The organism is Leminorella richardii (assembly GCF_900478135.1).
GTDB lineage: Bacteria > Pseudomonadota > Gammaproteobacteria > Enterobacterales > Enterobacteriaceae > Leminorella > Leminorella richardii.
Map to the genome: position 1 here is coordinate 3,299,988 of NZ_LS483470.1, position 24,774 is coordinate 3,324,761.

The following is a 24,774-nucleotide window of genomic DNA, read 5'->3' on the forward strand; positions in this document are numbered from 1 at the left end:
TATGCTTAACGCACTCAGAAAAAGCTTCCTGACCACCGCTTTGATTGCAGGTTGCCTTATTTCACTGTCTGCCTCATCGGCGGTTCGTCCACAGCTAACGCGCATCATCGCCTACGCTCAGGATAAAGAAACGCCGATAGACATCGTCAACGACAGCGAAGAAATGTATCTGATCCAGTCGTGGCTGGAAGATCTAAACGGCAACGATAGCAACATTCCCCTAGTGCTAACGCCGCCAGTGATGAAACTCGGTGGTAAAGCTGAAGGCAAGCTTCGTCTGGTAGTTCTTCCAGCAGAAATTCCACAGGACAGGGAGTCCGTCTACTGGCTCTCTTTACAGGAAATTCCCCCAAAGGCCAAAAATGAAGAGATAGAGAACAGGCTGATTATTGCCATTCGCAGCCGATTAAAGGTATTTGTGCGTCCACAGGGGCTTAGCGAGAAAGGCGCCACACAGGCGGTAAAGTCTCTTCGCTGGGAAGTAGAGCGTGAGGGCGGAAAAGTCTGGCTAAAAGCGGTAAATCCGTCCCCCTACTACATCAGCTTTGGCAAGCTTGAGCTTAAAGCGGGTGGAAAAGGCGTCACGCTGGAAGACAAAATCAACATGCCCACACCAATGGGTAGCCAGCGCTATCTGGTACCTAAAGCCTTCGTTGGCAAATCCGTTGTCTTAACCTACAGCGCTGTTAACGACTACGGCGGAGCCGGCGATGAGCTTACACAAAAAATCAGCTTTTAACGTTTAAGTCAGACATAAAAACACAGAGGAGAATTTTATGTTTAATAAAAAAATACTCTGCCGACACTGTGGAAGTTGTGAAGGCATAATAAAGCACGGCTCGGGAAAATCAGGATATCAGCGCTACAGGTGTTTATCCTGTAGGCGCACGTTCCAGGCAAAATATATTTATAAAATTAGCTCAATCAAAGAAAAGAAAGGCGTTACCACAGCGGCATATTCTTAATAACAATTTCGCCCATACAATTCTATCAATATGATTTAAAAGACATAAATTAGAAAAAAGCCAAAACAAGGAGCTAATAAAAAAGGGAAAAACTTATACATTAAGAATAACGCCCCAGCGCATCCAATTAATACACCAGCCCGTAGTACCCGTGCGCTTTATGTCAGAAAACAAAAAATGCTTATTGCCTTACACAATGAGCAGGCTGGCTTTTTACGCCATTTAGTCGGCCCATAAATTAAAAAGGAATACATATGAAATATGGAAAATTTCCCGAATGTGGAAAAGAAACAGAGCCGCTCTCTGGCATAAATAAAAACAGCAGAGCCCGAGACGCCTTTACCCAAGTCTTCTCATGGCCGCCATGGCAATAGCACTGAGTTCGGGAAACGCCTGGGCCGATAACTGTACCTCTCTCACCTACGCTTCCAGCGGCATTTCATGTACCTCAACGACGGATACCGCAGAACTGACTGTCACAGGGGAAACAGTTAACGCGGCAGGAACCGGGATTCTGGTTTCCAGTGCCAGCGGAAGCACGTCCAGCCTGACGCTGTCCGACAGCAATATCACCGCCAATCCAAGCTCTCCTGTCGGCGGCATTCTGGTTTATGGTGGTTCTAGCGACAACAGCATTACGCTCAACGGCAACAACACGCTGGACTTTGGCGTGAATACTGATACGGCAATTCAAGCCGGAGCGGGTACGGGCAACAGCAGCATCACCATTAACGGCACGCTGAACCTGACCAATGCAGGTACCGGCACCACCGCGGACGGGCTGGAAGCCAGCTCTGTTGGCGGCGATGTCACCATTAACCATCACGGTAACGGCACGATTGACGTCGCGGGTGGGCACGCGCTGTTCGCGATTACCTCTGGTTCTGGCACCGCGACCATCGTTGCTGACGGCGGTGCGATTCTTAATACGACAGGTGCCAACAATTCAGCTATTCAAGGGGTCAGCGATACGCTGGTCAGCATTAGTTCCAACGCAGAGATTCACACCGCAGGCCAAGACGCCATCGGCATTGATGCCATAGTCGGAGCATCAGGCCGTGCCGAGATTACTAACGAAGGCGTGATTGACGCTGCTGCAACTGGTATTCAAATTTTCACGAACGGCGGCGATGCCACTGTCAACAACAGCGGCAACATATCCGGTGGTGCCGGGCAATATCTGGCTGACGGTATTCACGTTAACTCAGGCGGCCACAGCGTTATTAACGATCTTAACGGCAGCACGATTACCGCAACGCAGGGGGGAATCTCGTCTCGCACACGCGGCCAAGACACTAACGCGGGCGTTAACAGTAACTCTCGCATTATCGTTGATGACTCTACGCTCGGTGCCGCTACGCCTACCCATAGTCTCATCGGTATCGACAACTTCCTCGAAACGGCAGGCCTGAATTCTCTAGGCAACGCCGTCGTTAACTATGACGGTCGCAGCACAGGCGGCATAACCGTCCTAGGTAATCACACCGCAACGGACTCAATGATTGGCATTCGCGCTTACGTTGAGCAGGGTAATCTTGGCCACGCCGACATTACTGCCGCTGGCGATATTTCTGTGAGTAAGCTGTCTGGCACTGCCGGAGGTTTTGTTTACGGCATAGAGGCTATTAACAGAGGTACCGGAAACTCTCTCATCAAATACAGTGAAGGCACGCTAAACGTCACCAACAGTGTAGGCGTAGGCGCCACAGGTTTTGGCCTGGTCTCATGGTCCAACGGAGGAAATGCATCAGTCACCACGGGGGCGAATACGTCCATCAATACTGTGGGTGACGGCATCGAGGCTGTCCACGTTGCAGCCGGAACTGACGGTGCCGCCATCGCCATCACTCACTCAGCTATCACTACTGCGGGGGATTCCGCCCACGGCGTCAGCGTAACTAGCGCAGAGGGAGACGCAACGATTGTCAATACTGGCGACATCCTCCTAACAGGCCAGCTTGCCGACGGCCTTCTGGCTCTGGTCAGCTCTACCTCTGGAGCCGGCAAAGTAAGTATTGGCAATCAGGGCACTATTGCATCGATAGCGGGCAGCAGTATTAACGCCTATAACGCCGGAACGGGCGATGTGCTGATCGTCAACGAAGGCACCTTGGTCGCAGGCGTTCACGCCATTGCGGCTGGTTCAGCAGGCGGTAAGGTCGAAGTCAGCAATACCGGAAGTCTATACGGCATCGGCGCAGACTATGCCGGCGTTTATCTAAACGCCGGTGGCGCGATGGTGTTTGATAATGCAGGCGATATCACCACCGACGGCGGAACCGGGATTTTTGCAATGGGTAATGAGTCCATCGACATTATTCACCGCGACGGCTTTAAAATTTCGTCAAATACTTTGGATGGCTTAACCACTACCGGACAGGGCTATGGCTCAGCCATTCATGCAGGAATAGTAAATACGGCGGCAACGGGCGACGTTAACCTGCTCGTTTACGGCGACGTAGAGAACTACGGCACTCTCGTTCCGGCCTATACGGTTTACGCCGACAACCACGGCAGCGGCAACATTTTGATTGACGCCAAAGGTCAGGTAACCAACCACGCGACCGTTGCAGGCAGTTCAGCGCTGCGCGCCCACGCTATCGGCGCAGGAAACGTCGTAATTCAGTATGAAAATGACGCTGCTCCCATTTCTATTTCAACAATTGCCGATAGCGCGAACGCGATCCACGCCAGCAGCAGCGGTGGCGACACTACCGTTAACGTAATCAAAGCCAACGAAATCCAAACCAACGGCGAAGGCGCTCACGGCATTCTGGCTACGGCAACGGGAGCCGGTAAAGTAAACGTCTTCGTGGATGACGCCGTGATTAACATCAACGGTTCTAACGCCAGCGGCATTTACGCCTACGGCGACAGCGACGTTACTATTGTCTCTAACGCGCAAATCAACAACAGCGCTCAAGGATTAGTCTCCAGCTCAACGGACGGCATTCTGGGCTCAGTCGCCGTTGCCGGGGACGTAACCATTGTTGCAACCAACAATATTACGCTGGACGGCGGCGCAGCTTCCGCAGGTGAGCACGGCATTCTGGCAGATCACGGAGCAGGCTCGACCGGCGACAACAGAATCAGCTACTCAAACGGCACGATTCTCACCAAGCAGGACGAGCAGCGTGCGATTGAGTCTAACCACTACGGCTCTGACGGCTCAATCCGCATTGAGAACAGCGGCACTCTGGCTACGCTTGGGAATAACTCCACCGGGATCGCGACGCGCATCGGCAGCACAGCTAACAGCACAGGCTCCATCACCATTCTGAACAAAGGCGATATCTCTACCTCCGGCAGCGGTATGGGCTTCTTCAGCAGCCATGCGATCGCAGCGCTAACGCAGGGAGGAACCATCACCATTCAGAACGAAGGCGTACTGAGTCTGGCGGGCAATAACGTTGACGGCATTAGCACCAACGTTGCTGCGGCCGGCGGAAGCGGCGCCATAACTATTCTCAACAAGGCAAATATCACCACCAGCGGCGACCAGTCTCGCGCTATATTCGCCCACAGCGAAGGCGGGGATATCGTGATTGCTAACGCGGCAGATATTCAAGCGTCAGGCAATAGCTCAGTGGGGATCACCGCTGATATCAATAACGGTGGCGACGTTTCTATCGCCAATACCGGCAGGATAACCACCTCTGACGAACGCGGCATCGTGGGTTCAACCGTCAGCGGTAATGTCACTATCACTTCATCAAACAATATCACCACCGGACAGTCTGGCGGAGCAGCCAACAGTCATGGTTTGGAAGCCATAAGCATGGCTAACGGTAAAGCCCGCGTCGAGTACGACAACGGTACGGTTAAAGTCGTCGGCAATACCGCCAGCGGCGGTAACAGCGTCGGTATTACCGTCTGGGACAATGCTTCAAACGCAGCAGACGTTGATGGCTATATCCATCTGGGCGCTAACGGTATCGTTGACGCCGTTCAGGGTGTAGGCGGCCTGTTCCTCGGCGTGAGCGGCACCGGTACCGTTAACATTGATACTGGCGCACAGGTGCACGGCGGCGCCAGAGACGGCTACGGCGTTAAGCTGACCGGCGTCGGTAGCGCGGCTAACCACACCGTTAATAACTACGGCACGATCGACGCCATGAACGACAACGCCATCACCGGCAGTATCACAGGTGGTTCAGCCCTTATTGAAAACTACGGTACCGTAACCGGCTATGTCTCCTTCGACAACGGCACAGCGGTAACCTTCAATAACTACTCGCCAAACAGTTTTGATATCCGCAACTTTGCCGATACCGACGGCGACGGCGTGCGCGATACCAAGGGCGTAGCCTTCTCCACCTTCGGCGGCGCGGCCAGCACTTTTGACAATAAGACCACTGGTGTTGTGCGTTTGGTTCCCGTTAACGGCGAACAGTACGTGAACACGACCGGCCAGTATCTGGCTGACGGTTTGGCGCACTACGATACTAGCCGTAGCGGCATCGTTCAGGGCCAAATGCTGAATCTGGGCCAGTTCATCAGCAGCGGCGTGATTGACCTGAGCGAGAACGGCCTAACGGGTGATACGCTGGTTATCAGCGGCAGCGGAACGGCGGGCGCTAACGGCAACGGTCAGTTTGTTTCTAACGGCGGCGCCGTCAAGATGGACACCGTGGTAAACCGCGGTGGCTCAAGTACTCAGAGCGATATTCTGGTTGTGGACAACGCCACGACGTCCAGTGCGCCGACGGTACTGACCCTGAATACGCTCAAGGGTCAAGTAGGCCTTTCCGAGAAAGAGGGCATCAAGCTGGTTGAAGTCCTTGGTACTTCAGACGCAAACGCGTTCACGCTGGGTCAATACGTCGAAAACGGCCCGTTTGAGTACGGCCTGTTCCGTGGTTCCTTGACCAACGCGGCAGATCAAAGCTGGTACCTGCGTAACTATGACGAGAACGGCCGTCCGATGTTCCGTCCGACAGTAGGCGCCTATCTTGCAAACCAAACGGCAGCGACTGGCCTGTTCGTTCACACTCTGCACGATCGCCTCGGTGAACCACAGTTCACACACGCCTATAAAGACGGCTACACCCCGTCAGTCTGGCTGCGTATCGTGGGTAACCATACCGACAGCAAAGCTGCTGACGGCCTGTTTGATCAGGATACCGACAGCACCCTTGTTCATTTGGGCGGTGAACTGGCCAACTGGACCAGCAACGGCGACGACCGCTGGCACGTGGGCGTCATGGGCGCCTATGGTCAAAGCAAGACGGACAGCACCATCCAGAGTACCGGCAAGTCTTCAACCGGCAAGATCGAAGGCTACAGTCTCGGCGCCTACGCAACCTGGTACGCCAATCAGAACATGAAAGCACCTACCGGGCTCTATCTGGACAGCTGGATGCAGTACAGCTGGTTTGACAACACCGTCAGCGGCGGCGGCGATCCTCAGGAAAGCTACAACAGCAAGGTGATGACCGCCTCTCTGGAATCCGGCTATGCGTTCGTAGCTCACGACGCGCCGGCTCGCCAGTGGATCGTTGAGCCACAGGCACAGGTTGTCTACAGCAACTACAGAGCCGACTCCGTTACCGACAGCCGCGGCATGCGCGTCGACAACGGCGATGCGGACAGTGTGATGACGAGACTGGGCGTTCGCACCTACAGCCGCAGCACGTTGGGCGACGGCGCGTTCCAACCGTTTGTAGAAGCAAACTGGCTGTACAACAACGCCAAAAACACGCTGGACTTTAACGGCTATACCGTAAAAGACGGTACGCCAAAGAATCGCTACGAAGTCAAAGTCGGCGTACAGGGTGAAATCACCAAAGGCCTACAGGTCTGGGGTCACTTCTCCGGTAAAGGCGGCGAACAGTACAGCGATTACGGCGGTACGCTGGGCGTGAAAAAGACGTTCTAATCGCTGACGTTAAGGTGTGTCGTCACTTCTCAATGTGATTGTATGTGACGGATAAAAAACACTTTATTAAAAACCAGGGCCGCCATTAATTGATTTTAATTAATGGCGCCTTAACGACATTTGATATCAGAACAACGAAATACATTAGAGGTGCCAACAATGACAGCGTATCTTTCCTGTTTTTGCCGTCAATACACCGCTGCTCCCGTAAAGGAACAGACGTGGTGCGTGGGGAGGAGCCAGTGAACAAGACAATTTATGCGCTAGCCTATATCGGCGCAACGGTTATGGCCTCCATAGCAGCCCCACAAACGATAGCAGCAACTTATAATGTCACCGCGGCGTGGTCCAGCGGAAGCGTGCTGGGACAACCCGCCGCCTGGTGTAGCTACATAATACCTGACGAAAGACCGTTAACCATACCCAGAACGCTCGTAGTCGGGAATGATATCCCTAACGGAACCGAGATTTATTCGTGGGGATATGGAGAAGCCTTTTCTGATTTTATTGTTACCTGTACGTCCAGCGGTATTAGAGGTGGAGGTAATAATATTGATGCCTATATGGACAGTCGTTTAGTTCTTTCAACCAATAGCAGCGGGTATATTCCACTTAATGACTCTGGATTGGCCCTAAAGTTATGGTTCAGATTCAACAACCCGCCGGGGTTTGATTACACAGGCTGCGGAGGGGTATCAGCGAACTGTGAATACTATGACACCTCCTATTACGCCCCATCCTATACAACAAAAGTGCCTAGCGGTACTGAGGTTGAGGGCAGCCCAGCTGGCTATACAATGCAGGGCGCAACGCAAGTGATGAGAAAATTCAGAACATCAATTACACCAGTAGACTATATTTTTCTTACCCATCGCGGAAGCATCTCAGTGAGAATGTCATTGGTCAAAATAGGCACGATACAGTATAACAGCCCACTCAAAGTGCTTAATTCATCGGTTTTACGTAACGATATCCGCTTAAATACGGCTTCAACAAGTTTGAATGGATTTTTAGACGGTACCGGTATAACAATAGCTCCGCCAGCCTGCCAGCTCAAAACCACCGATTATACCGTTCCCATGGGGCGCTGGGCTGCTGACTCCATTACCTATGTTGGCGCACCGGTTTATGGCTCATCGGTACCTGTTAACCTCTCTCTGGAGTGTTCCAGTAAAGTAAACCACGTCCGCTTCCGCTTTGAGGATACAGGCTCATCACTTTCCAGCAACAACATCAGCCTCTACGATACTGCCGGCGGGAACAAAATTGATGGTCTGGAAATTGAGCTATTTTATAACGGCACAAAGGTGAATGTAGATAACAGCACCCTTACGGATACCGGCAGCCACGGTTCGTTTGTCTCTTTTGATCCTGTATTCGATTCTTTCAGTACAGCAACATTTCAGGCTCGCTATGTGCAGAAAGCCGCCGTCACCCGATCGGGAGCAAATTATACGGGTCCAGTCACGGGCATGGTAAATATGTATGTGACTTATGATTAGCGCCGATAGTATAAGTACATCATAGAAATCCATCTTTTAGGGCTCTTGAGTCTGATATCAGTAACAAACGAAACCCCCAGCCTCGCTGGGGGTTTTCTATATACAAAAAGCCCGGCTTTCGCCGGGCTTCACGTCTAAACGACAATCTTAAGGCTTAACGTTCGCAGACGGTGAGTTCATATAGCGGAAGAACTCGCTGTCCGGACGGATAACCATCACATCATTGCCGCTGTTGAAGCTGGCTTCATAGGCGCGCAGGCTACGCAGGAATGCGTAGAAGTCAGGGTTCTGACTAAATGAATCCGCAAACAGCTTGGCAGCCTGGGCATCACCTTCACCGCGAGAGATACGAGCCTGACGCTCGGCTTCTGCGATGATTTTAGTCACGCGGTAGTCAGCCAGAGCGCGGATCTTTTCAGCTTCTTCCTGACCCTGAGAGCGGTGGCGGTGAGCCACGGCCTCACGCTCGGCTCGCATACGCTTATAAATCGCGTCAGACACTTCCGCAGGCAGGTTGATTTGCTTAATCCGCACGTCAATAACTTCAATGCCTAGCTCAGCCATACTGTTGGCGTTCACCAGCGGCAGTTTGTTATCAGCCGGCAGCGTGTCTGTGCCAGCGGCAACAGGTGCGGCTTCAGCGGCAGGCGCAGCTTCGGCGGCGGGCGCTTCTGTTGGCTTGTCCTGATAGCCCTTGTTCAAGGCGTTCAGCACGTCCTGCATCAGCTGACCGCGGGAGTCCGTAACCAGATCCTTAATATCACGCTGACCGATACCAGAACGCAGACGGTCATTCAGCTTGCTGCGCAGAATGCGCTCGGCGTTAGCTCGGTTACCGTCACCGGTTGCCAAATAGTAGCGGCTGAAGTCAGTAATGCGCCACTTGACGTAGGAGTCAACCATCACGTCTTTGGTTTCTTTGGTGACGAAACGATCGGCTTCGTTGTTCATCGTCTGCATGCGAGCATCCAGCACTTTCACCGTATCAATCATCGGTACTTTAAAGTGCAGGCCCGGTTCGTAGACTCTAGGGTTGTCCTGCGCGTCGCGCAGCACTTTACCAAAGCGCAGTACGATGCCACGGTTACCTTCCTGTACGACAAACAGCGACGTAAATACACCGATGGCGACAATCACGAGTAAAGGAATAAATAGTTTACGCATCAGTGATTAACCTCTCCCTAAGCCCATGGATTCAAGACGCTGCCTGTAGGCATCAGCGCGCTCTTGCGTGATTCTATTTTCAGAAGACGCGCTAGAGCTGCTTTGCGCTTCAGTTCTGGCATTAGATGACGACGTCGCTGATGGTGCAGAAGGCGTAGACGCACTGGCAGGTGCAGCTTCGGCCTGAGGCGCAGCGGCAGCCGGAGATGCACTGGCCTTACCGCGCATCAGCTGATCCAGCGGCAGCATCATCAGGTTGTTGATCTTATCGTCCACCAGCACTTTGTTGGCTTTACCCAACACTTTTTCCATGGTTTCAATATACAGACGCTCGCGGGTGATTTCCGGCGCGGCCTTGTACTCTGGCAGCAGCTTAGCGAAGCGAGCGATTTCACCCTCGGCTTCCAGCACAACTCGTGCCTGGTAGGCTTTCGCGTCTTCAATCATGCGCTGCGCTTTACCGTTGGCGATAGGCAGTGCACCGTTGGCGTAGGCGTCCGCTTCACGGATGTAGCGCTGTTCGTCTTCGCGAGCGTTGATCACATCGTCAAACGCCGCTTTGACTTCTTCCGGCGGGCGGGCTGCCTGGAAGTTGACGTCCAGCACCTTCAGACCCATATCGTAGATCTGGATGGTTTTCTCAAGTTCCTGCTTAGTATCGTCACGCACAATGGTACGGCCCTGAGTCAGGATGCGGTCCATGGTGTACTTGCCGATCACCGAACGCAGGGCGCTGTCGGTTGCCTGACTCAGACTGTTGTCGGCATCGGTCACGCGATACAGGAACTTGATGGGATCCGCCACCTGATACTGTACGTTCATCTCTGCACGCACAACGTTTTCATCGGCGGTCAGCATGCTGCCAGCAGCCGACAGACCGCGCACCGCCTTGGTGTTCACCGGGCGAACCGCGTCAATAAAGGTTGGCTTCCAGTTCAGACCCGGCCCTACCATGGTCGGCTGTACTTGGCCAAATCGAGTGATAACGCCCAGTTCGCCTTCTTTAATGGTATAAAAACCGCTTGCCGCCCAGATGACAACCAGAACGCCAGCGATAATAGCGACAAGACGGCCTCCCATCGGAGAGGCGCTGAAACCGCCATTTCCACCGCCGCCGCCACTGCCGGCTTTACCCAGCAGGCTGCTTAATTTACTAAAAATATTATCGAGATTCAGCGACTGCTGACCACGACCTCGGTTTGGTCCACCGTTGTTACTTCCACCGTTGTTGTTTCCACCGGGGTTGCTGTTGTTGCCGCTTCCCCATGGATCGCGGTCCTGGCCATTATTACCGGGCTGATTCCACGCCATGTTTTAGCTCCACTCGTTTACCATTGCTCTATAGGGCACAATAGTTTTTACAGATCTACCGGACAATAAACCCTTCCAGCGCCTGTTCTTGTTTACAGAGGCGACGCCAATCTGCGATCGGCATCCTAATGACTAAACCGATGCTCCCATCCTCTTCAATCCACTCCTTAAGAATGGCCTGAAGCTGATAAAAACGGCTGCGCAGTCGACCTTCCTGAACGGGTAGTTTCAGGGTGTACTGCGCAATCTCACCGGAAAGACGTTCCGTCAATGCGCGGAACAATAAATCGATCCCTTCTCCGGTCTGAGCTGACAGCCAGACCCGAATGGGAACGTTGTTCTCGTCCCTATCAATACGCGGAGAAAAATCCTCCAGCCTATCGATCTTGTTCATCACCAGCAGCGCCGGAATTTCGTCGGCTTCAATTTCAGCCAAAACGTCGGTTACTGCGGCAACATTTTCGCTCAGTCGCGCATCGGCGGCGTCTACTACGTGAAGCAGCAGAGATGCCTGACGCGTTTCCTGAAGCGTGGCCTTAAACGCCGCTACCAAGTCATGAGGCAGGTGACGAATAAAGCCAACGGTGTCGGCCAGTACAGTCGCGCCGACGTCCTCCACCTCGATACGCCGAAGCGTGGGATCGAGAGTGGCAAACAGCCGATCGTCAGCATAGACGCCAGCCGTTGTTATCTGGTTGAAAAGCGTGGACTTGCCGGCGTTGGTATAGCCTACCAGCGAGACGGTTGGGATCTCCGCGCGCACGCGCGCCCTGCGCCCCTGTTCACGCTGCTTTTCAACCTTTTCAAGCCGTAAAAGGATCTGTTTTATTCTTTCGCGCAGCAGTCGCCGGTCGGTTTCCAGCTGTGTTTCACCCGGGCCGCGCAGGCCTATCCCGCCCTTTTGGCGCTCAAGGTGAGTCCAACCCCGCACTAGGCGAGTGGACAGATGCCTCAGCTGAGCGAGCTCAACCTGCAGCTTGCCCTCATGGGTTCTGGCCCTTTGGGCAAAAATGTCGAGTATCAATCCCGTTCGATCGATAACTCGACACTCACAGAGGCGTTCAAGATTTCGCTCCTGCGCTGGCGAAAGCGAGTGGTTAAACAGCACCACGGACGCGCCGGTTGCGCTTACCGCCTGTGCGATTTCCTCTGCTTTGCCTTCACCAACGAAATACTTGGCCTGAGGCGCTCTGCGGCTGCCGGTGACAACCTGCAGCGCTTCTACGCCAGCGGAAGAAACCAGAGATTCAAACTCCCTGAGATCTTCCGCCTCTTTTTCCTGAGAGAAGTCAATGTGCACCAGAACGGCCTGCTCTCCCGCATCGTACCGCTCAAACAATCGCACTGCTCCTCAAAGGAGAACTGACTGACCCGTTACTCAGAGGCATCGTCATCCTGCTGTGACTGGGCTCCGCCCTGATAGTTCCCCACGTTACCGCCACCGGTCGCGTTATTGTGGTGAGATACCGGACGAGAAGGCACCACGGTAGAAATCGCGTGCTTGTACACCATCTGGCTGACCGTGTTCTTCAGCAGGATCACAAACTGATCGAAAGACTCAATTTGGCCCTGAAGCTTGATGCCGTTGACCAGATAAATAGAAACCGGAACGCGTTCGCGACGAAGTGCGTTCAAAACGGGTCTTGTAAAGATTGCCCTTTAGCCATTCTTCTTTTCCTTATATTTGCTGTCTGTTACCAAGAGCCAACGGCTCTAAAATAAACTTCACACACTCGCCATGCTTCAAACAACAGGCTCACAGCCCACCATCTGAATGATTTGGAGTATAAAATTCAATTACACGAACAATCAGGCCGTTCAGTACATAAAAAACAGACGGACTCTTTAATTGTACACAATCATAAGGCTATAGCCTAATAGCGCGTGTAACTCTTTCAAACGCCGAACCAAGCTGCTCGCTGTCGAGCCACTCGACCTCCGGCCACCCCCGCAGCCACGTCATCTGCCGTTTAGCCAGTTGACGAGTTGCGCAAATACCGCGATAAACTGCCTCTTCTCTGTCTATTTCGCCCTGCAGGTACATCCACATTTGCCGATAGCCTACACAGCGAATCGACGGCAGGTCGGGATGCAGGTCACCCCGCGCCATAAGCCGTCTGACTTCATCTTCAAAACCTGCCGCCATCATCTGATGAAAGCGCGCTTCAATACGCTGGTGCAGCAGCTCACGCGACTCCGGCGCAATAGCAAACTGGTGTACGCGATAAGGTAGCGCTTCACCCGCCGTTTTTGTCAATTCCGTTAAAGTCTTACCCGAAATGTAGAAAACTTCCAATGCCCGGCTTAATCTTTGCGGATCGTTTTGGTGAATTCTCGCCGCTGCCGTCGGATCAATCTCCCTCAGGCGCGCGTGAAGCACAGCCCAGCCTAATTCGGCCGCTTCAGACTCAATGCGCGAACGGACGGCGGCGTCCGCAGTCGGCAGAGGAGAAAGCCCTTCCAGCAGCGCCTTGTAGTAAAGCATCGTCCCACCCACCAGCAGAGGAATGCGCCCGGCGGCAACAATGTCTGCCATCTCCCTTAGAGCGTCGCGGCGAAAATCTGCCGCCGAATAGCTTTCGGACGGATCGAGAATATCAACCAGCCGATGCGGCGTCTTATGCAATTCCTGCGGTGTCGGCTTTGCCGTACCGATGTCCATTCCGCGATAGATCAGCGCAGAATCAACGCTAATCACCTCAACGGGCAAGTTTCGGTACAGCTCCGTCGCCAGCGCCGTTTTACCGGATGCCGTCGGCCCCATAAGAAAAACGGCGAGAGGTTTATTTTCCATGACTCAGTGCGGCCAGAGGCCCCTTTAAATCGATAGATTGCAGCAAGTCTGTCGCCGGCCTCACCACGCTCTGCGGGCAAAGTCGCTCAACGTCAGCCAACAGTTGGATAGCCTGAGACTGTGTCCACTGCGCTGTTTCACTGCTTAATCGCCCTGCCAGCCAGTCGGCAAGCTGCTCTTCGTCAATGGCTTCATCGGCGCTTAAATAGGCCAGCAGCGAAGGCAGCAGCTGTTGGAGATTCTGCTGCCTTAACGGCAGCGGCACACCCTGGGCCTGAACTTTCTGTCGTTCAACGGAAAGCTGAATGCCAAAACGCTGCAGCAGAGCCGCATGTCGCGTCAGGCCTGGGCGGTCTTTATCACTTAAAGTCAACGCCAGCGGAATAAGCAGCGGCTGAGGCTTGAGCCCTTCTGCTGGCGGCATTAGCTGAGCGCGCCGCAGGCAGCGTTCCGCCGCAGGTAAAGACAGGATCGCCAGCCCGTCCCCACGCTCAACGATGGCGTAAGACGCCTGCCAGATTGCCAAGACGCGCCCAAGACTCTGAGGAGAGCTTTTATCGAGCAGCGAAGGCGGCACGGGTGACTGAGAGGCCGGGCGCTCAGGGAACAGCGGCGCTCTGACCGCAGGGCGCTCCTGAGATGTTGTCTCCAGCGGGGCTGACACCGTGGCCTCTTCCCCCTCAGCCGTGGACAGCAGGCGGCGGTATACGTCGTTTTCCCGCGCAATGGTCGTTGGCGAGCGGTGCTCCCCGCCAGAATAGGCATTCGGCGCGCGCTCGGCACTTTTTTCCGCTACGGCGACAGCCGGGCGGTTATAGCGATTCTCACCCGCAGAGGGACGATTTTCCGGCTGCCAGGACGCGGCAACCGCCTCCGCTGACGCTGTTGTGTCTGTCGCGTCAGCCAGCGGTAAAGATGCAGTTCCTGCCTGTTGCAGCACAGTTGCAACCGCCTGATAAACAAAATCGTGCACCAGCCGCGACTGGTGGAAACGCACTTCGTGCTTGGCCGGATGAACGTTGACGTCTACCTGATGAGGATCCACCGTCAGGAACAGCACATAGGCAGGCTGACCGTCATCGGCCAGCAGTGTCTGATAGGCCTGACGAATCGCGTGATTCAACAGGCGATCGCGCATCATACGTCCGTTAACATAACAGTACTGCATATCGGCTATCTGGCTGGAGCCGGAAGGATCAACAACCCAGCCGTCGATGCTTAAATCGCCGTGCTGCCAGGATACCGCTAGCGCGTGCTGCAAAAAAACGCTGCCGCAAATGCTGCCTAAGCGGCGCTCTCTCGGTTCATTCTCTTTTATGCCTCGGTACTGACGCACCGCTTTACCGTTGTGGCTCAGGTTAATCGTCACGTCAAAGCGCGCCAGCGCAATGCGACGGATAACCTCATCAATATGGCCAAATTCAGTTTTTTCAGTGCGTAAAAACTTGCGGCGTGCAGGGGTGTTGTAAAACAGATCCAGCACTTCCAGCGTCGTGCCGACAGGGTGAGCCGCAGGCTTGACGCTAACGGCCATATCTCGCCCTTCGGCATAGGCCTGCCATGCTTCATTCTGATCTGTCGTACGGGAAGTTAGCGTCAGACGGGAAACCGAGCTGATACTCGCCAGCGCCTCCCCGCGAAAGCCCAGGCTGACAATCGCCTCTAGGTCGTCCAGCGTGGCAATTTTACTGGTCGCGTGGCGAGCCAGCGCCAGTGCCAGCTCGTCTTTAGCGATTCCGATGCCGTTATCGCGAATGCGAATAAGCTTGGCGCCGCCTTTTTCAATATCGATGTCGATTCGAGTCGCGCCAGCATCCAGACTGTTTTCCACCAGTTCTTTCACGACAGACGCGGGGCGCTCAACCACTTCACCAGCGGCGATCTGGTTTGCGAGCTGCGGCGGCAGTACCTGAATCGGCATACGAACTCCTGATTAATTACGTACGATCGGTTATGGGGGCGCCTGCTGGCACTTTCAAGCGCTGCCCGACCCAAATACCTTCTTTTTTCAACGCGTTTAGCTCAATCAGCGTTTTCATTGACACACCGTAGCTTGCCGCAAGCTGAGACAGCGTCTCGCCCCGCTTTACAACGTGTACTTTATGTTCGCCCGTCGCCTTACTGGCAACGGCCTTTGATGAAGAGCGGGTACTTTTGCCCGTGCTGCCGGTATTTCTTACCGGAGCCGCAGAATCTAGCGGATGTGCCAGAAAATAGCTGCGAATGCCTTTATAAATAGCCTCCGCCAGCCTGTTTTGAAACTCAGCGCTGCCCAGCAGGCGCTCTTCGCCGGTATTAGAAATAAAACCGGTTTCAATCAGCAAAGAGGGAATATCCGGCGAGCGCAGTACTCCAAGGCTGGCATGTTCTGGCGTGCGCTTGTGCAGCGCGCCAATGCGCCTCATTTCTGTCAGCACTTTCACCGCCACGTCATAGCCTACACGCTGCGAGTGGCCAAACTGTAGGTCAAGCACGGCCTCGCTGAGATAGGGGTTAGACTCGCTGTTCGCCAGTACATCACCTGCACCACCCAGCAGCTCAGACTGTTTCTCGTGCTGTTCTAGCCAGCGTCCCATCTCACTGCTGGCTCGACGGTTGGACAACACCCACACCGACGCGCCTGTAGCGCTGCGGTTTGGCGCGGCGTCCGCGTGAATAGACACCAGCAGGTTAGCGTTCTTGTCCCTTGCTACGTCAGAACGCCCCATCACCGAGATAAAATAGTCACCGTCGCGGGTCAGTACGCCCTTAAAGTCGGGGTCTTTATCCAGCAGCGCCTTAAGCTTGCGGGCAACGGACAGCGTAACGGTTTTCTCCTGTAGTCCGTTTAACCCAACGGCCCAGAGTCTTTACCGCCGTGCCCCGCGTCAATAGCAATCACCACCTGTGCACCGCCAGTGCGCTTGGTCGATGAAGCGCTTGATGAGGCGGCCTTTGATGACGTAGAGACCGCCGCAGACGTTGAGGTGTCACCAGAGAACGGATTCTTACCGCTGGTAGCGCCTGATTTTTTTGCCGAGCTCGACGCGTTCTGACTACTGCTTGAGGACTTTTTCGCCGCGCTTTGGCTTTGCCCCGTCGCCTGAAGGGTAAACACCACCTGGTGCTGATTACCCTGCTTACGAGAGTTGGCCTTTACCGTTGCGCTCTGCTTGAGCTCAAACACCAGTTGAATGCTGCTGTTGTCTTTCGGCGTTCCTGAAACAATCCTGTTTACCAGATTTTGCCCACTAAACTTCAGCGGCAGGCCCTGTATCGCACGCCCGCTCTGCCTGACGTCAATCGTTACTCTCGGCGGGCTCGCCTGACTGGCAAAAGCGTACATTGGCTGACTGTCGAAGGTTAAGGTTACCTTCGCCTCTTTCCCGCTGTTATTGACCTGAATGTCCGTCAATGACGCCGACTGCGCGACTCCGGCTACCATTAGCCAGAACAGCGCACTTAGCGTTATCCAAAATGTTCTCATTCTTCAACCTTCCCTGTTGCCGTCATGCGTGAAAGGCCTGCGCCAAGCGGGAAAGCATCGCTTCACCCCGTTCGGTTCCGGCCGATAGCGTGACGCGTCGCCCTTCTCCCGCATAGCCAAACGCAAGCGCGACGTCTGCGACTGAAAAAACACCCTCACCTTTTTCGGGCCACTCAACCAAACACAGGCTGTCCGACTGGAAATAGTCGCGAATACCCATAAACTCCAGCTCTTCCGGTGAAGCCAGACGATACAGGTCAAAGTGATAGACGTTAAGATCGCCAAGCCGGTAGGGCTCAACGATAGTGTAGGTAGGGCTTTTCACATTACCCTGATGGCCCAGAGCCCTCAGGAAGCCTCGACTAAACGTAGTTTTACCCGCTCCCAGATCGCCTGAAAGGTAGAAAATGCCGGCTCTTCCACAGGCGTTTGCCAACGCAGCGCCAAGCGCGACAGTTGCGGCCTCATCGGCCAATTCAAGTACCAGTTCTTTCATTACGTCCCGACTATTAACTCTATAGAGGATTAACCAGCTTAGGTATTTCTGACAGCAAGTCCGTCGCAATCGTTCCCCGCTGCCCCTGACGATGGGTAACGCGATCCCCCGCTGCACCGTGGATAACAGCCCCCGCACAGGCGGCCTCAAACAACTCTAGCCCCTGCCCCAGCAGACTGGCGATAATACCCGTTAACAGATCGCCCATACCGCCTGAGGCCATACCGGCATTGCCAACGTCAGCAATCGCCATGCGGCCTTTATCATCGGCTATGACCGTTCTGGCGCCTTTTAGCACCGCGACGCCACCGAAGCGCTCCGCCAGCTGCCGTGCAGCACTGAGGCGGTCTCGCTCAACGTTTTCAACGCTGCACTGCAAAAGCCGCGCAGCTTCTCCCGGATGAGGAGTGATAACGCGCTGCGGCTGAATATTTGGGCTGATTGCCAGTAAATTCAGCGCATCAGCATCCCAAACCGTTATCTTATCACTGGCAGCAATCTGCTCCAACGCATCCTGTGCCCAAGAAGAGATCCCTAGACCAGGCCCTACTGCAACAACGTCCGCCCAGCCCAGCGCGGCGGTCAGGCTTTTTTCATCAAGCGCCTGCACCATCAGCTCTGGCCGGGCAGCAAGCAGCGGTGCAACATGCTGGCGACGCGTCAAAACGCGAACCAGCCCCGACCCGCTGCGAAGCGCCGCTTCCCCTGCCATTCTCACCGCACCGCCCAAGCCGCAGTCTCCACCAACCACCAGCAGCCGACCGTGGTCTCCTTTATGGGAACAGGGCTTTCGCGGCGTTAGCCATTGAGGCAGGCTTTCTGCCGTCAGGCGCTCAATCTGCGTAGCCTGTTCCGCCAACCATCGGGATATCCCCAGTGAAGCATAGTGCAGCTCACCCACCGCGTCGCGCGCTTTCCCCGTTAACAGTCCGGGCTTAAGCGCCACAAATGTAAGCGTTTGCTTCGCCTCTATGGCTTCCCCCTCTATCGCTCCCGTCTCGGCATTAAGCCCAGAGGGAATGTCCAGCGCAACGGTTGGTGCAATGTGGGCGTTCGCTGCGCGAATTAAAGAGGCATAAGGCTCTTTCGGCACGCCATGAACGCCAGTACCCAGCAGGCCATCGACGATAAGATCGCACTGCAAAGGCCACGGCGCGTCATAGGGAAGGATCTGACCGTAATTGTTCAACCAGTGCTCTCTGGCTCTCTGAGCCTCTTCGGGCAAGCGCTGTTCTGCACCGCCGCCGATAACCGTCACTTCCATGCCGTACTGGCGAGCAAAGCGCGCCACAACGTAGCCATCGCCGCCGTTATTGCCGTGCCCGCAAAGCACCAGCCAGCGCCGGGCGTCCGGGTATAGCCTGCGGCACAGCTGAAATGCTGCCTCTCCCGCATTCTCCATCAGCTGATACAGAGAGAGGTCGTGATAGCGGGCACCCACTTTTTCATTTTCCCGGACCCAGTCGGCGCTAAAGACAGAATGTGGTAAACTCGCAGCGTGTCGGTTTTGTTGATGGTCTGTCATGTCTCACCCTCTCGATCTCAATCAGTTAGCCCAACATATCAAGCTATGGGGGCAAGAACTAGGCTTTCAGCAGGTCGGCATTACAGACACCGACCTGAGCGTTGAAGAGCCGAAGCTGCTAGCCTGGCTTGATAAACAGTACCACGGCGACATGTCGTGGATGGCTCGCTACGGCCTGTTGCGGGCTCGCCCCCATGAACTTCAGCCCGGCACGCTGCGCGTTATTAGCGTGCGCATGAACTATTTACCCGCCGATGCCGCCTTCGCCAGCGCGCTCGACGCGCCAGAACAGGGCTATATCAGCCGATACGCACTGGGTCGTGACTATCATAAAGTATTGCGCCAGCGCTTAAAAAAGCTGGGTGAAAAAATTCAGCAGCACTGCGGCGAGTTGAGCTTTCGCCCCTTTGTCGATTCCGCGCCAATCATGGAGCGCCCGCTGGCGGCCAAGGCCGGTCTCGGCTGGACCGGTAAGCACTCACTTATCATTAATGGCAGCGAAGGCTCCTGGTTTTTCCTCGGCGAGCTGCTGGTGGATATCCCTCTGCCGGTCGACATTCCGGTTCAGGAAGAGTGTGGCCGCTGCGTGGCCTGCATGACCCTCTGCCCTACAGGCGCCATTGTCGAGCCTTACGTTGTCGACGCCCGGCGCTGTATCTCCTATCTGACCATCGAACATGAAGGCGCTATCCCGCTGTCGCTGCGCCCTCTGATGGGCAATCGCATATACGGCTGCGATGACTGCCAGCTGGCCTGCCCATGGAACCGATTTGCGCCGCTGACCGACGAGGTGGACTTCTCCCCCCGCGCCGCGCTGCACCGCACGCCTCTGTTGGCCCTTTATGCATGGAGCGAGGACGAATTTCTTTTCCAGACGGAAGGCTCTCCCATTCGTCGCATCGGCTACTTTCGCTGGTTAAGAAATATTACTGTTGCCCTAGGCAATGCGCCCTACCAAGAGGAAAACGTCACGGCGCTAAACGCGCGTAAAGGACTTTTCCCTCTACTGGATGAGCACATAGACTGGGCTCTTGAGCGCCAAATAGCGCAACAGAAAGGTCAACTGATTGATCTTAAAGAACCCAAGCGACAGCGTCTTATCCGTTCTATCGAGAAAGGCCTCCCCCGAGATGCATAACAGTAGATTATGCATTGAAGACGCCAAACAACAGGATATTTTTCGCTCCTTTTCGCGCTGTGTATAAAAAAAGCGTGGGATGACATAATCCCCACCTATTAAAAGACCACAGGAAAAAATTTCACGTCGTTATAATTAAAAAAATTTTATTTTTCAAACGGTAATTTAACTCGGCTTTGACACACGCTAGCACACACATTTTCCACTTAGGCAGCCAAACCTGTGGATAACTCTGTTGACAGAAAAGTGACAGGCAGGGTTAACCGAAGGGATCCCGCTGTTTTCTCCGGCATCGCTAACACCACAGGCACAACGCTTTCCAGCAGAAATCTCTATTTTAGAAACTGTCGGTTGTCGTAAAACGACCACCGCCGGACGAGGAGGATGTCCGATGGCTTCCACCGCCAAAAGAGCTGCCGCTTGAGGAGGAGGAACTGCTGCCAGAAGAAGATGAACCTCTGGAGGAAGAGCCGCTACCACGAGAGGAAAACGTCGAGGTGGAGGCTGACGTACGTGTTGTTCCCGATGATGAGGTTTTGGTCGACGTTGATGAAGATGTCCAGCTCCAGTCGTTATCCGATGACGAACTGCCGGCTTCTGAGACATATCTAACGCTTTTCAACACTTCAACCAGATGGCGTGGACCAAACTGCTTTAACACTATCGCTTTAATCAAATCGACGATTTGCTTCTGATCGATATCGTAGCTGTACTTTGCGCTATTTAACCCGCTCGCCGCGTAGTGCTGAGAAAGCTCGCGCATACGTTCGTATTGGACGTTTGTTGCCTCCCACTGAGGCTGTATGGCCTGAAGCGAATGTTCTAGGGAAGAGACCTGCTCTACATTTTCCCGAAGTCTGGCAAACAGGCGATCGTCCTGAGTTGACTGGGTTTTCTTTGCCATCTCATCCAACTGCTTGAGCGGTAGCGACTGCATTACGCTCGCCATTTTTTCTGCAATAGAAACAAACAGCGGACTTTCACCCACAATGCTGTCGCGCAGAAGATTATGAAGTCGACCGATGTCGCCTTGTCGCGTTTCAATAGTGGACACCAGCCGCGTCAGCTGCTCCAGCAGAGGTGCCAAACCAACACGCTTCGCCGCGCCGTTCACCATAATCTCGTGTCGAGAAGACACATCGTCAAGGCGAGGTCCTATTTCCTCGCGCCGATTCGTAACTTCCTGTGCCATGGCCAACAGCGTGCGGTAGTTGCGCAGGTTTTTAGGGAAGTCGATCTGGCGAGCTAGCCAGCTGTCCATATTGCGGAAAATCCACTTTCCCCGATAGTCGCTTTCACCAAACCGGCGCGCCATCAGATATTCAAACGCCTCATTGGCGCGATACTCGTCGCCCTTTTCCTGCGCTTCGAGGTGAATATCCTGCTCAAGCTGAGATATAGACTGGCTCTGTTCTCTAAGACTGGCTAGCTGGCTATCAAGCTCGACAAATTTGGGATCCCGCATCAATAGCGCAACCTTCTCTGCCTCAAGGGGCTCGATTCTTTCGGACAGCTCATTCTGGCGCTGCCTTTCCTGGTCAAGCTGCTGCTTTAGCTCCAGAAGCTGACGGTTTAACTCTGCTATCTGCCCTTTCATCTGCTTTTGCAGTACGTCAATTTCAGTGACATTTTTCAGCTCGGGGCTTTCCAGCAGCAGCACTTTTGCCATCAGCGGGTAAATCTCAAGCTGTTCCTGCTTCAGCGTCATCAAGTCTTGTCGATAAGAGGTGATGCGCACATTAAGCACAGAAAGCTGATCTTCAAACGCGCTTTCGCTGTTTGACAAAATTTGAGCAACGTTAAATGCCTTCACTGATTACCACTCCATAATGACGCTGCCGCTGGTTGAGCGGGTATAGCTGAAGTTAAGGCGACCGGAAGACTTCTTGCCGACCTGCTTTTTCTGAATACGCCCGTCGTCCAGCTTATCGTTGCGCACCCGATCGTAGTCGTTGCGGGAAACCTGTAGACCAAACGTCGTCACCCGGCGGGACTGCCCGGTTTCTGCATCGGTAAGCCACAGTGGGAACGGCTGACCGCTCGGCGTTAGCGCCTCAACAATGATGTACCAGGTTTTACCGCCGCTGTCCTCGTAGGTTCTCTCCACGCCGGACTTTTCTCCAACGCGGTCGACGATTGTCAGCGTCAGGTTCTCAGGAGCCAGCTCTGTCAAATAGCGAAGGTGCTCAAGAGAACGCTTGGCTGAGACGAGATCAAACTGCGCCAGCGCCCTCTGAATATCGTTGACGTCGCTTTGAGCCAGGCTTCTCTCTTGAGCGGTTGGCACCAGTCTCTTTAACTGCTCCATGCTCCGCTCCGCCTCTTGGGCGACCGCCTGCGCCTCCTGCGCTAACCGGTAGGCTGACTCCAGCGTTTTTAGGCTTTCCAGCCCCTTTTCTGCACTCTCTGACATGGACGCCGCAGCGCGCTCAAACGCCTGTCGAAGCGGAGCATAGCGACGAGACAGCGCCGCAAAGCCGCTGTCGTCAGCAATCTGCTGCAGCTGCCTGTCCGCATCCGCAAGGGCGCGATACTGCGCCAGTTTTTTCTCAATGCTTTGAGCGTCTATTTGCGTCGCGCTGGATATCCCATTTAGCGACGCCTTCTGCTTGCTCAACGTAATATAGGAACTGCTGCTCTCTGCAACCACTTGGGCAAAGGTTCTGCCCTGCTTCATTGCCTTTTCCGCCAGCGCAATGCTGGACGATCTCAGAGCCTCGCCGCTTGCAGACGCATAGCGCAGCTCACTGCCGTTAAGTGCCAGTAGCTCACTGTGATGACCGTTGATTTTTTGCAGCAGAGACTGCTCGACCTGCTGTAGGCCTGCAATGGTATTTTTTGTCATCTTCACCGCGATGACGTTAATCGCTATCAGAGCGACCGCCACCATCAGCAGGCTGAAAAACACCCTAAACACTCGCTTACGCTTTAAGTAAAGCCTAGCCAGCAGCCGCTGATGCCAGGCAGGCTTTGGCATGCTAAAGCGAAGTCGATCGGCAAACCACTCATCGACGCCCTGTTCAATCAGTGCGTCCTGAATGTCCATCCCTCTGGAACGGTAATATTCCCGAATGCGCTGCGCCATCGTCTGACGCAGAGCTATAGGGTTAAGCAGCTCTTCCAGCGCCGTTTGCTGCTGGTAGAGCTCATCAATAATCGCCATCGCGCCCAGCTGATCGCTGAGCTTTACATCAGTCATTCAGAGGCGGCCTTAAGTACCATGTCGCTGAAGCGACGCTTGCCGTCCTCGGCGATAGACTGTAGCTCTTTAGCGTTGTTTGACGACTCTTCACGCAGCTCTTCAATAAGCTGATAGCTAGACTCTTGGAAGTTCACGATGGCGTTGACCAGCGAACGGATAGAATCAGCCTTAATCGTAGAGCCGTAGCCCGCGCGAATGCCGGCATCCATATGCTTGTTGCCCGCTTCGGCGATTGTCTGTAGCCCTTTGTTAATGCCGTCTTTCATGGCTTCGAGGGTTTTGGTGCTTTCCGTTAGTCCGCTCAGGGAAGTCATCGACGCTGACAGCGCAGTAAAGACGATTTCGTTCGTTGAGAAAAACACCATGCTCTGGCGATAAACGCGCTCTTTGACTGACGAGGTTTGCTGAAGGCGGGCAAACACCGCTTCGGCAGCGTTGTAGGCGACCATCAGGTTGTCCGCCAAATCCTTCACAATCTGGTAGCGCTCGTCCTCTTCCTGCATTTGACGCAGGGCTTCGTCGCGCACCAGCTCCATGCGGCCCAGCTCGGCAGCATCGGTAGTCGCGGCCTGCTCGCGGGTTTCTAGCGCGCTCTTCAGGCGCTGCTTGCACGCTTCCAGGCTTTGCTCTGCCAGCTTTAACAGCTCCTGAGAGTCAATTTCTGCCTGCTTGAGGCCAAAGCGGTAATCCTGATAGGCATCAAGGATGGTCTGCTCACGGGTAATCTGCTCTGACGCTGCCTTCGCCACTTCCAGATAGGTTTCTTTAATTTTGTTAAAACGATCGGGAATGGAGCCGCGAACCAACACCATCCAGCCGTTTTTTACGCGCTCAATCAGATCCAGCTTACCGTCGTCCAGCCACTTAACCATTTCCTGAGCGTCAGTGCGGATAGAGTCAAACGCCGTCACGATTTTTCCCTGACGGTTAGCAACGTCCATACCGGTAATATTTTCACGCACAATGGCGTTAAACGCACTCTGCTGCTGCAGCGTACGGGCAATAGCCACTACGCGATTGTTGTCTAGGTTGGATACCGCATCCAGCAGCGCCATGACCGGGGCATCAGGCTCCCCTGCAACAACAATGCCTAGCCTTTTTAGTTTTTGAACAGCGCGGTCTGTGTATACAACGAGAGAAGTAGTAGAAGTCATGACGTTATCCTTGCCTATGTGCGGTAAATGCGGCGGTCTCTTCACTGTGCTTTCAGGCACTGTTTTATTAGAGCTGCGCAGCGCGTAAACAGTAGCTCTCCAAGAATGACGTTATATCATTCCTCAACGGCTATTCCAAGATAAGCGTATCATTCTCACAGAACAATACTATTGATAAT

Annotated in this window: 15 protein-coding genes and 2 pseudogenes; 5 read left to right on the forward strand and 12 right to left on the reverse strand. The window is 54.2% G+C overall.

The window, feature by feature from the left end:
- The first annotated feature begins 1 nt into the window (after position 1).
- From DQM29_RS15085 to DQM29_RS15095, 4 genes are all read left to right on the forward strand, one after another.
- Complete coding sequence (locus tag DQM29_RS15085) at positions 2 to 739, forward strand: fimbrial biogenesis chaperone (protein WP_111741451.1); 738 nt, start codon at positions 2 to 4, stop codon at positions 737 to 739.
- Positions 740 to 776: 37 nt separating this feature from the next.
- Complete coding sequence (locus tag DQM29_RS18785) at positions 777 to 965, forward strand: IS1/IS1595 family N-terminal zinc-binding domain-containing protein (protein ID WP_415270874.1); 189 nt, start codon at positions 777 to 779, stop codon at positions 963 to 965.
- A gap of 364 nt (positions 966 to 1,329) precedes the next feature.
- Positions 1,330 to 6,843 carry an autotransporter outer membrane beta-barrel domain-containing protein gene (locus DQM29_RS15090; RefSeq protein WP_170126554.1) on the forward strand — a complete coding sequence of 1,838 codons (5,514 nt, stop codon included), beginning with the start codon at positions 1,330 to 1,332 and terminating at the stop codon, positions 6,841 to 6,843.
- Positions 6,844 to 7,085: 242 nt separating this feature from the next.
- Positions 7,086 to 8,345 carry a fimbrial protein gene (locus DQM29_RS15095; protein WP_145960381.1) on the forward strand — a complete coding sequence of 420 codons (1,260 nt, stop codon included), beginning with the start codon at positions 7,086 to 7,088 and terminating at the stop codon, positions 8,343 to 8,345.
- A gap of 147 nt (positions 8,346 to 8,492) precedes the next feature.
- Here the strand turns inward: DQM29_RS15095 and hflC are convergent, their stop codons facing one another.
- The 9 genes and pseudogenes from hflC to nnr all read right to left on the reverse strand — a co-directional run bounded on the left by hflC (position 8,493) and on the right by nnr (position 19,101).
- Positions 8,493 to 9,509, reverse strand: a complete 1,017-nt coding sequence (gene hflC / locus DQM29_RS15100) for a protease modulator HflC (RefSeq protein ID WP_111741454.1) — start codon at positions 9,507 to 9,509, stop codon at positions 8,493 to 8,495.
- 6 nt (positions 9,510 to 9,515) lie between these two features.
- Positions 9,516 to 10,820, reverse strand: coding sequence for an FtsH protease activity modulator HflK (gene hflK / locus DQM29_RS15105; protein WP_111741455.1), 1,305 nt, complete (start codon positions 10,818 to 10,820; stop codon positions 9,516 to 9,518).
- 55 nt (positions 10,821 to 10,875) lie between these two features.
- Positions 10,876 to 12,159 (reverse strand): ribosome rescue GTPase HflX, encoded by a 1,284-nt coding sequence (gene hflX / locus DQM29_RS15110; protein ID WP_111741456.1) that lies wholly within the window; start codon positions 12,157 to 12,159, stop codon positions 10,876 to 10,878.
- 35 nt (positions 12,160 to 12,194) lie between these two features.
- Positions 12,195 to 12,487, reverse strand: a pseudogene (gene hfq, locus DQM29_RS15115) (RNA chaperone Hfq).
- 200 nt (positions 12,488 to 12,687) lie between these two features.
- Positions 12,688 to 13,614, reverse strand: a complete 927-nt coding sequence (gene miaA / locus DQM29_RS15120) for a tRNA (adenosine(37)-N6)-dimethylallyltransferase MiaA (RefSeq protein ID WP_111741457.1) — start codon at positions 13,612 to 13,614, stop codon at positions 12,688 to 12,690.
- Positions 13,604 to 15,535 carry a DNA mismatch repair endonuclease MutL gene (mutL, locus tag DQM29_RS15125; RefSeq protein WP_111741458.1) on the reverse strand — a complete coding sequence of 644 codons (1,932 nt, stop codon included), beginning with the start codon at positions 15,533 to 15,535 and terminating at the stop codon, positions 13,604 to 13,606. The genes miaA and mutL overlap by 11 nt, the downstream gene beginning before the upstream one ends.
- 37 nt (positions 15,536 to 15,572) lie before the next feature.
- Positions 15,573 to 17,038: pseudogene (gene amiB / locus DQM29_RS15130) on the reverse strand (N-acetylmuramoyl-L-alanine amidase AmiB); the annotation flags it as partial.
- Between the two features lie 64 nt (positions 17,039 to 17,102).
- On the reverse strand, positions 17,103 to 17,576 hold the full coding sequence (gene tsaE, locus DQM29_RS15135) for a tRNA (adenosine(37)-N6)-threonylcarbamoyltransferase complex ATPase subunit type 1 TsaE (protein ID WP_111741459.1): 474 nt from the start codon (positions 17,574 to 17,576) through the stop codon (positions 17,103 to 17,105).
- Positions 17,577 to 17,595: 19 nt separating this feature from the next.
- Positions 17,596 to 19,101, reverse strand: a complete 1,506-nt coding sequence (gene nnr / locus DQM29_RS15140; protein WP_111741460.1) for a bifunctional ADP-dependent NAD(P)H-hydrate dehydratase/NAD(P)H-hydrate epimerase — start codon at positions 19,099 to 19,101, stop codon at positions 17,596 to 17,598.
- On the opposite strand from nnr, the gene queG reads away from it, so the two are divergent.
- The gene (gene queG / locus DQM29_RS15145; RefSeq protein ID WP_111741461.1) at positions 19,100 to 20,239 is read left to right on the forward strand and encodes a tRNA epoxyqueuosine(34) reductase QueG; all 1,140 of its coding nucleotides are present in this window, start codon (positions 19,100 to 19,102) and stop codon (positions 20,237 to 20,239) included. The two genes, nnr and queG, sit on opposite strands and share 2 nt — an antisense overlap.
- Before the next feature lie 337 nt (positions 20,240 to 20,576).
- On the opposite strand, the gene DQM29_RS15150 is transcribed toward queG, so the two are convergent.
- Genes DQM29_RS15150 through DQM29_RS15160 form a run of 3 tightly spaced genes read right to left on the reverse strand, consistent with a single transcriptional unit; the run spans position 20,577 to position 24,595 of the window.
- Positions 20,577 to 22,052, reverse strand: coding sequence for a hypothetical protein (locus tag DQM29_RS15150; protein ID WP_111741462.1), 1,476 nt, complete (start codon positions 22,050 to 22,052; stop codon positions 20,577 to 20,579).
- Positions 22,053 to 22,055: 3 nt separating this feature from the next.
- Complete coding sequence (locus DQM29_RS15155; protein WP_111741463.1) at positions 22,056 to 23,438, reverse strand: DUF6384 family protein; 1,383 nt, start codon at positions 23,436 to 23,438, stop codon at positions 22,056 to 22,058.
- On the reverse strand, positions 23,435 to 24,595 hold the full coding sequence (locus DQM29_RS15160) for a merozoite surface protein 3b (protein ID WP_111741464.1): 1,161 nt from the start codon (positions 24,593 to 24,595) through the stop codon (positions 23,435 to 23,437). Before DQM29_RS15160 ends, DQM29_RS15155 begins: the two co-directional genes overlap by 4 nt.
- Positions 24,596 to 24,774: the final 179 nt, after the last annotated feature.

Excerpts from the sequence above, each read along its gene's own strand:
- DQM29_RS18785 (WP_415270874.1), top strand. The coding sequence starts at position 777 with ATGTTTAATAAAAAAATACTCTGCCGACACTGTGGAAGTTGTGAAGGC.
- queG (WP_111741461.1), top strand. The coding sequence starts at position 19,100 with ATGTCTCACCCTCTCGATCTCAATCAGTTAGCCCAACATATCAAGCTA.
- DQM29_RS15160 (WP_111741464.1), bottom strand. The coding sequence starts at position 24,595 with ATGACTTCTACTACTTCTCTCGTTGTATACACAGACCGCGCTGTTCAA.
- DQM29_RS15155 (WP_111741463.1), bottom strand. The coding sequence starts at position 23,438 with ATGACTGATGTAAAGCTCAGCGATCAGCTGGGCGCGATGGCGATTATT.
- miaA (WP_111741457.1), bottom strand. The coding sequence starts at position 13,614 with ATGGAAAATAAACCTCTCGCCGTTTTTCTTATGGGGCCGACGGCATCC.
- hflC (WP_111741454.1), bottom strand. The coding sequence starts at position 9,509 with ATGCGTAAACTATTTATTCCTTTACTCGTGATTGTCGCCATCGGTGTA.
- DQM29_RS15090 (WP_170126554.1), top strand. The coding sequence starts at position 1,330 with ATGGCAATAGCACTGAGTTCGGGAAACGCCTGGGCCGATAACTGTACC.
- mutL (WP_111741458.1), bottom strand. The coding sequence starts at position 15,535 with ATGCCGATTCAGGTACTGCCGCCGCAGCTCGCAAACCAGATCGCCGCT.
- hflK (WP_111741455.1), bottom strand. The coding sequence starts at position 10,820 with ATGGCGTGGAATCAGCCCGGTAATAATGGCCAGGACCGCGATCCATGG.
- tsaE (WP_111741459.1), bottom strand. The coding sequence starts at position 17,576 with ATGAAAGAACTGGTACTTGAATTGGCCGATGAGGCCGCAACTGTCGCG.
- nnr (WP_111741460.1), bottom strand. The coding sequence starts at position 19,101 with ATGACAGACCATCAACAAAACCGACACGCTGCGAGTTTACCACATTCT.
- DQM29_RS15085 (WP_111741451.1), top strand. The coding sequence starts at position 2 with ATGCTTAACGCACTCAGAAAAAGCTTCCTGACCACCGCTTTGATTGCA.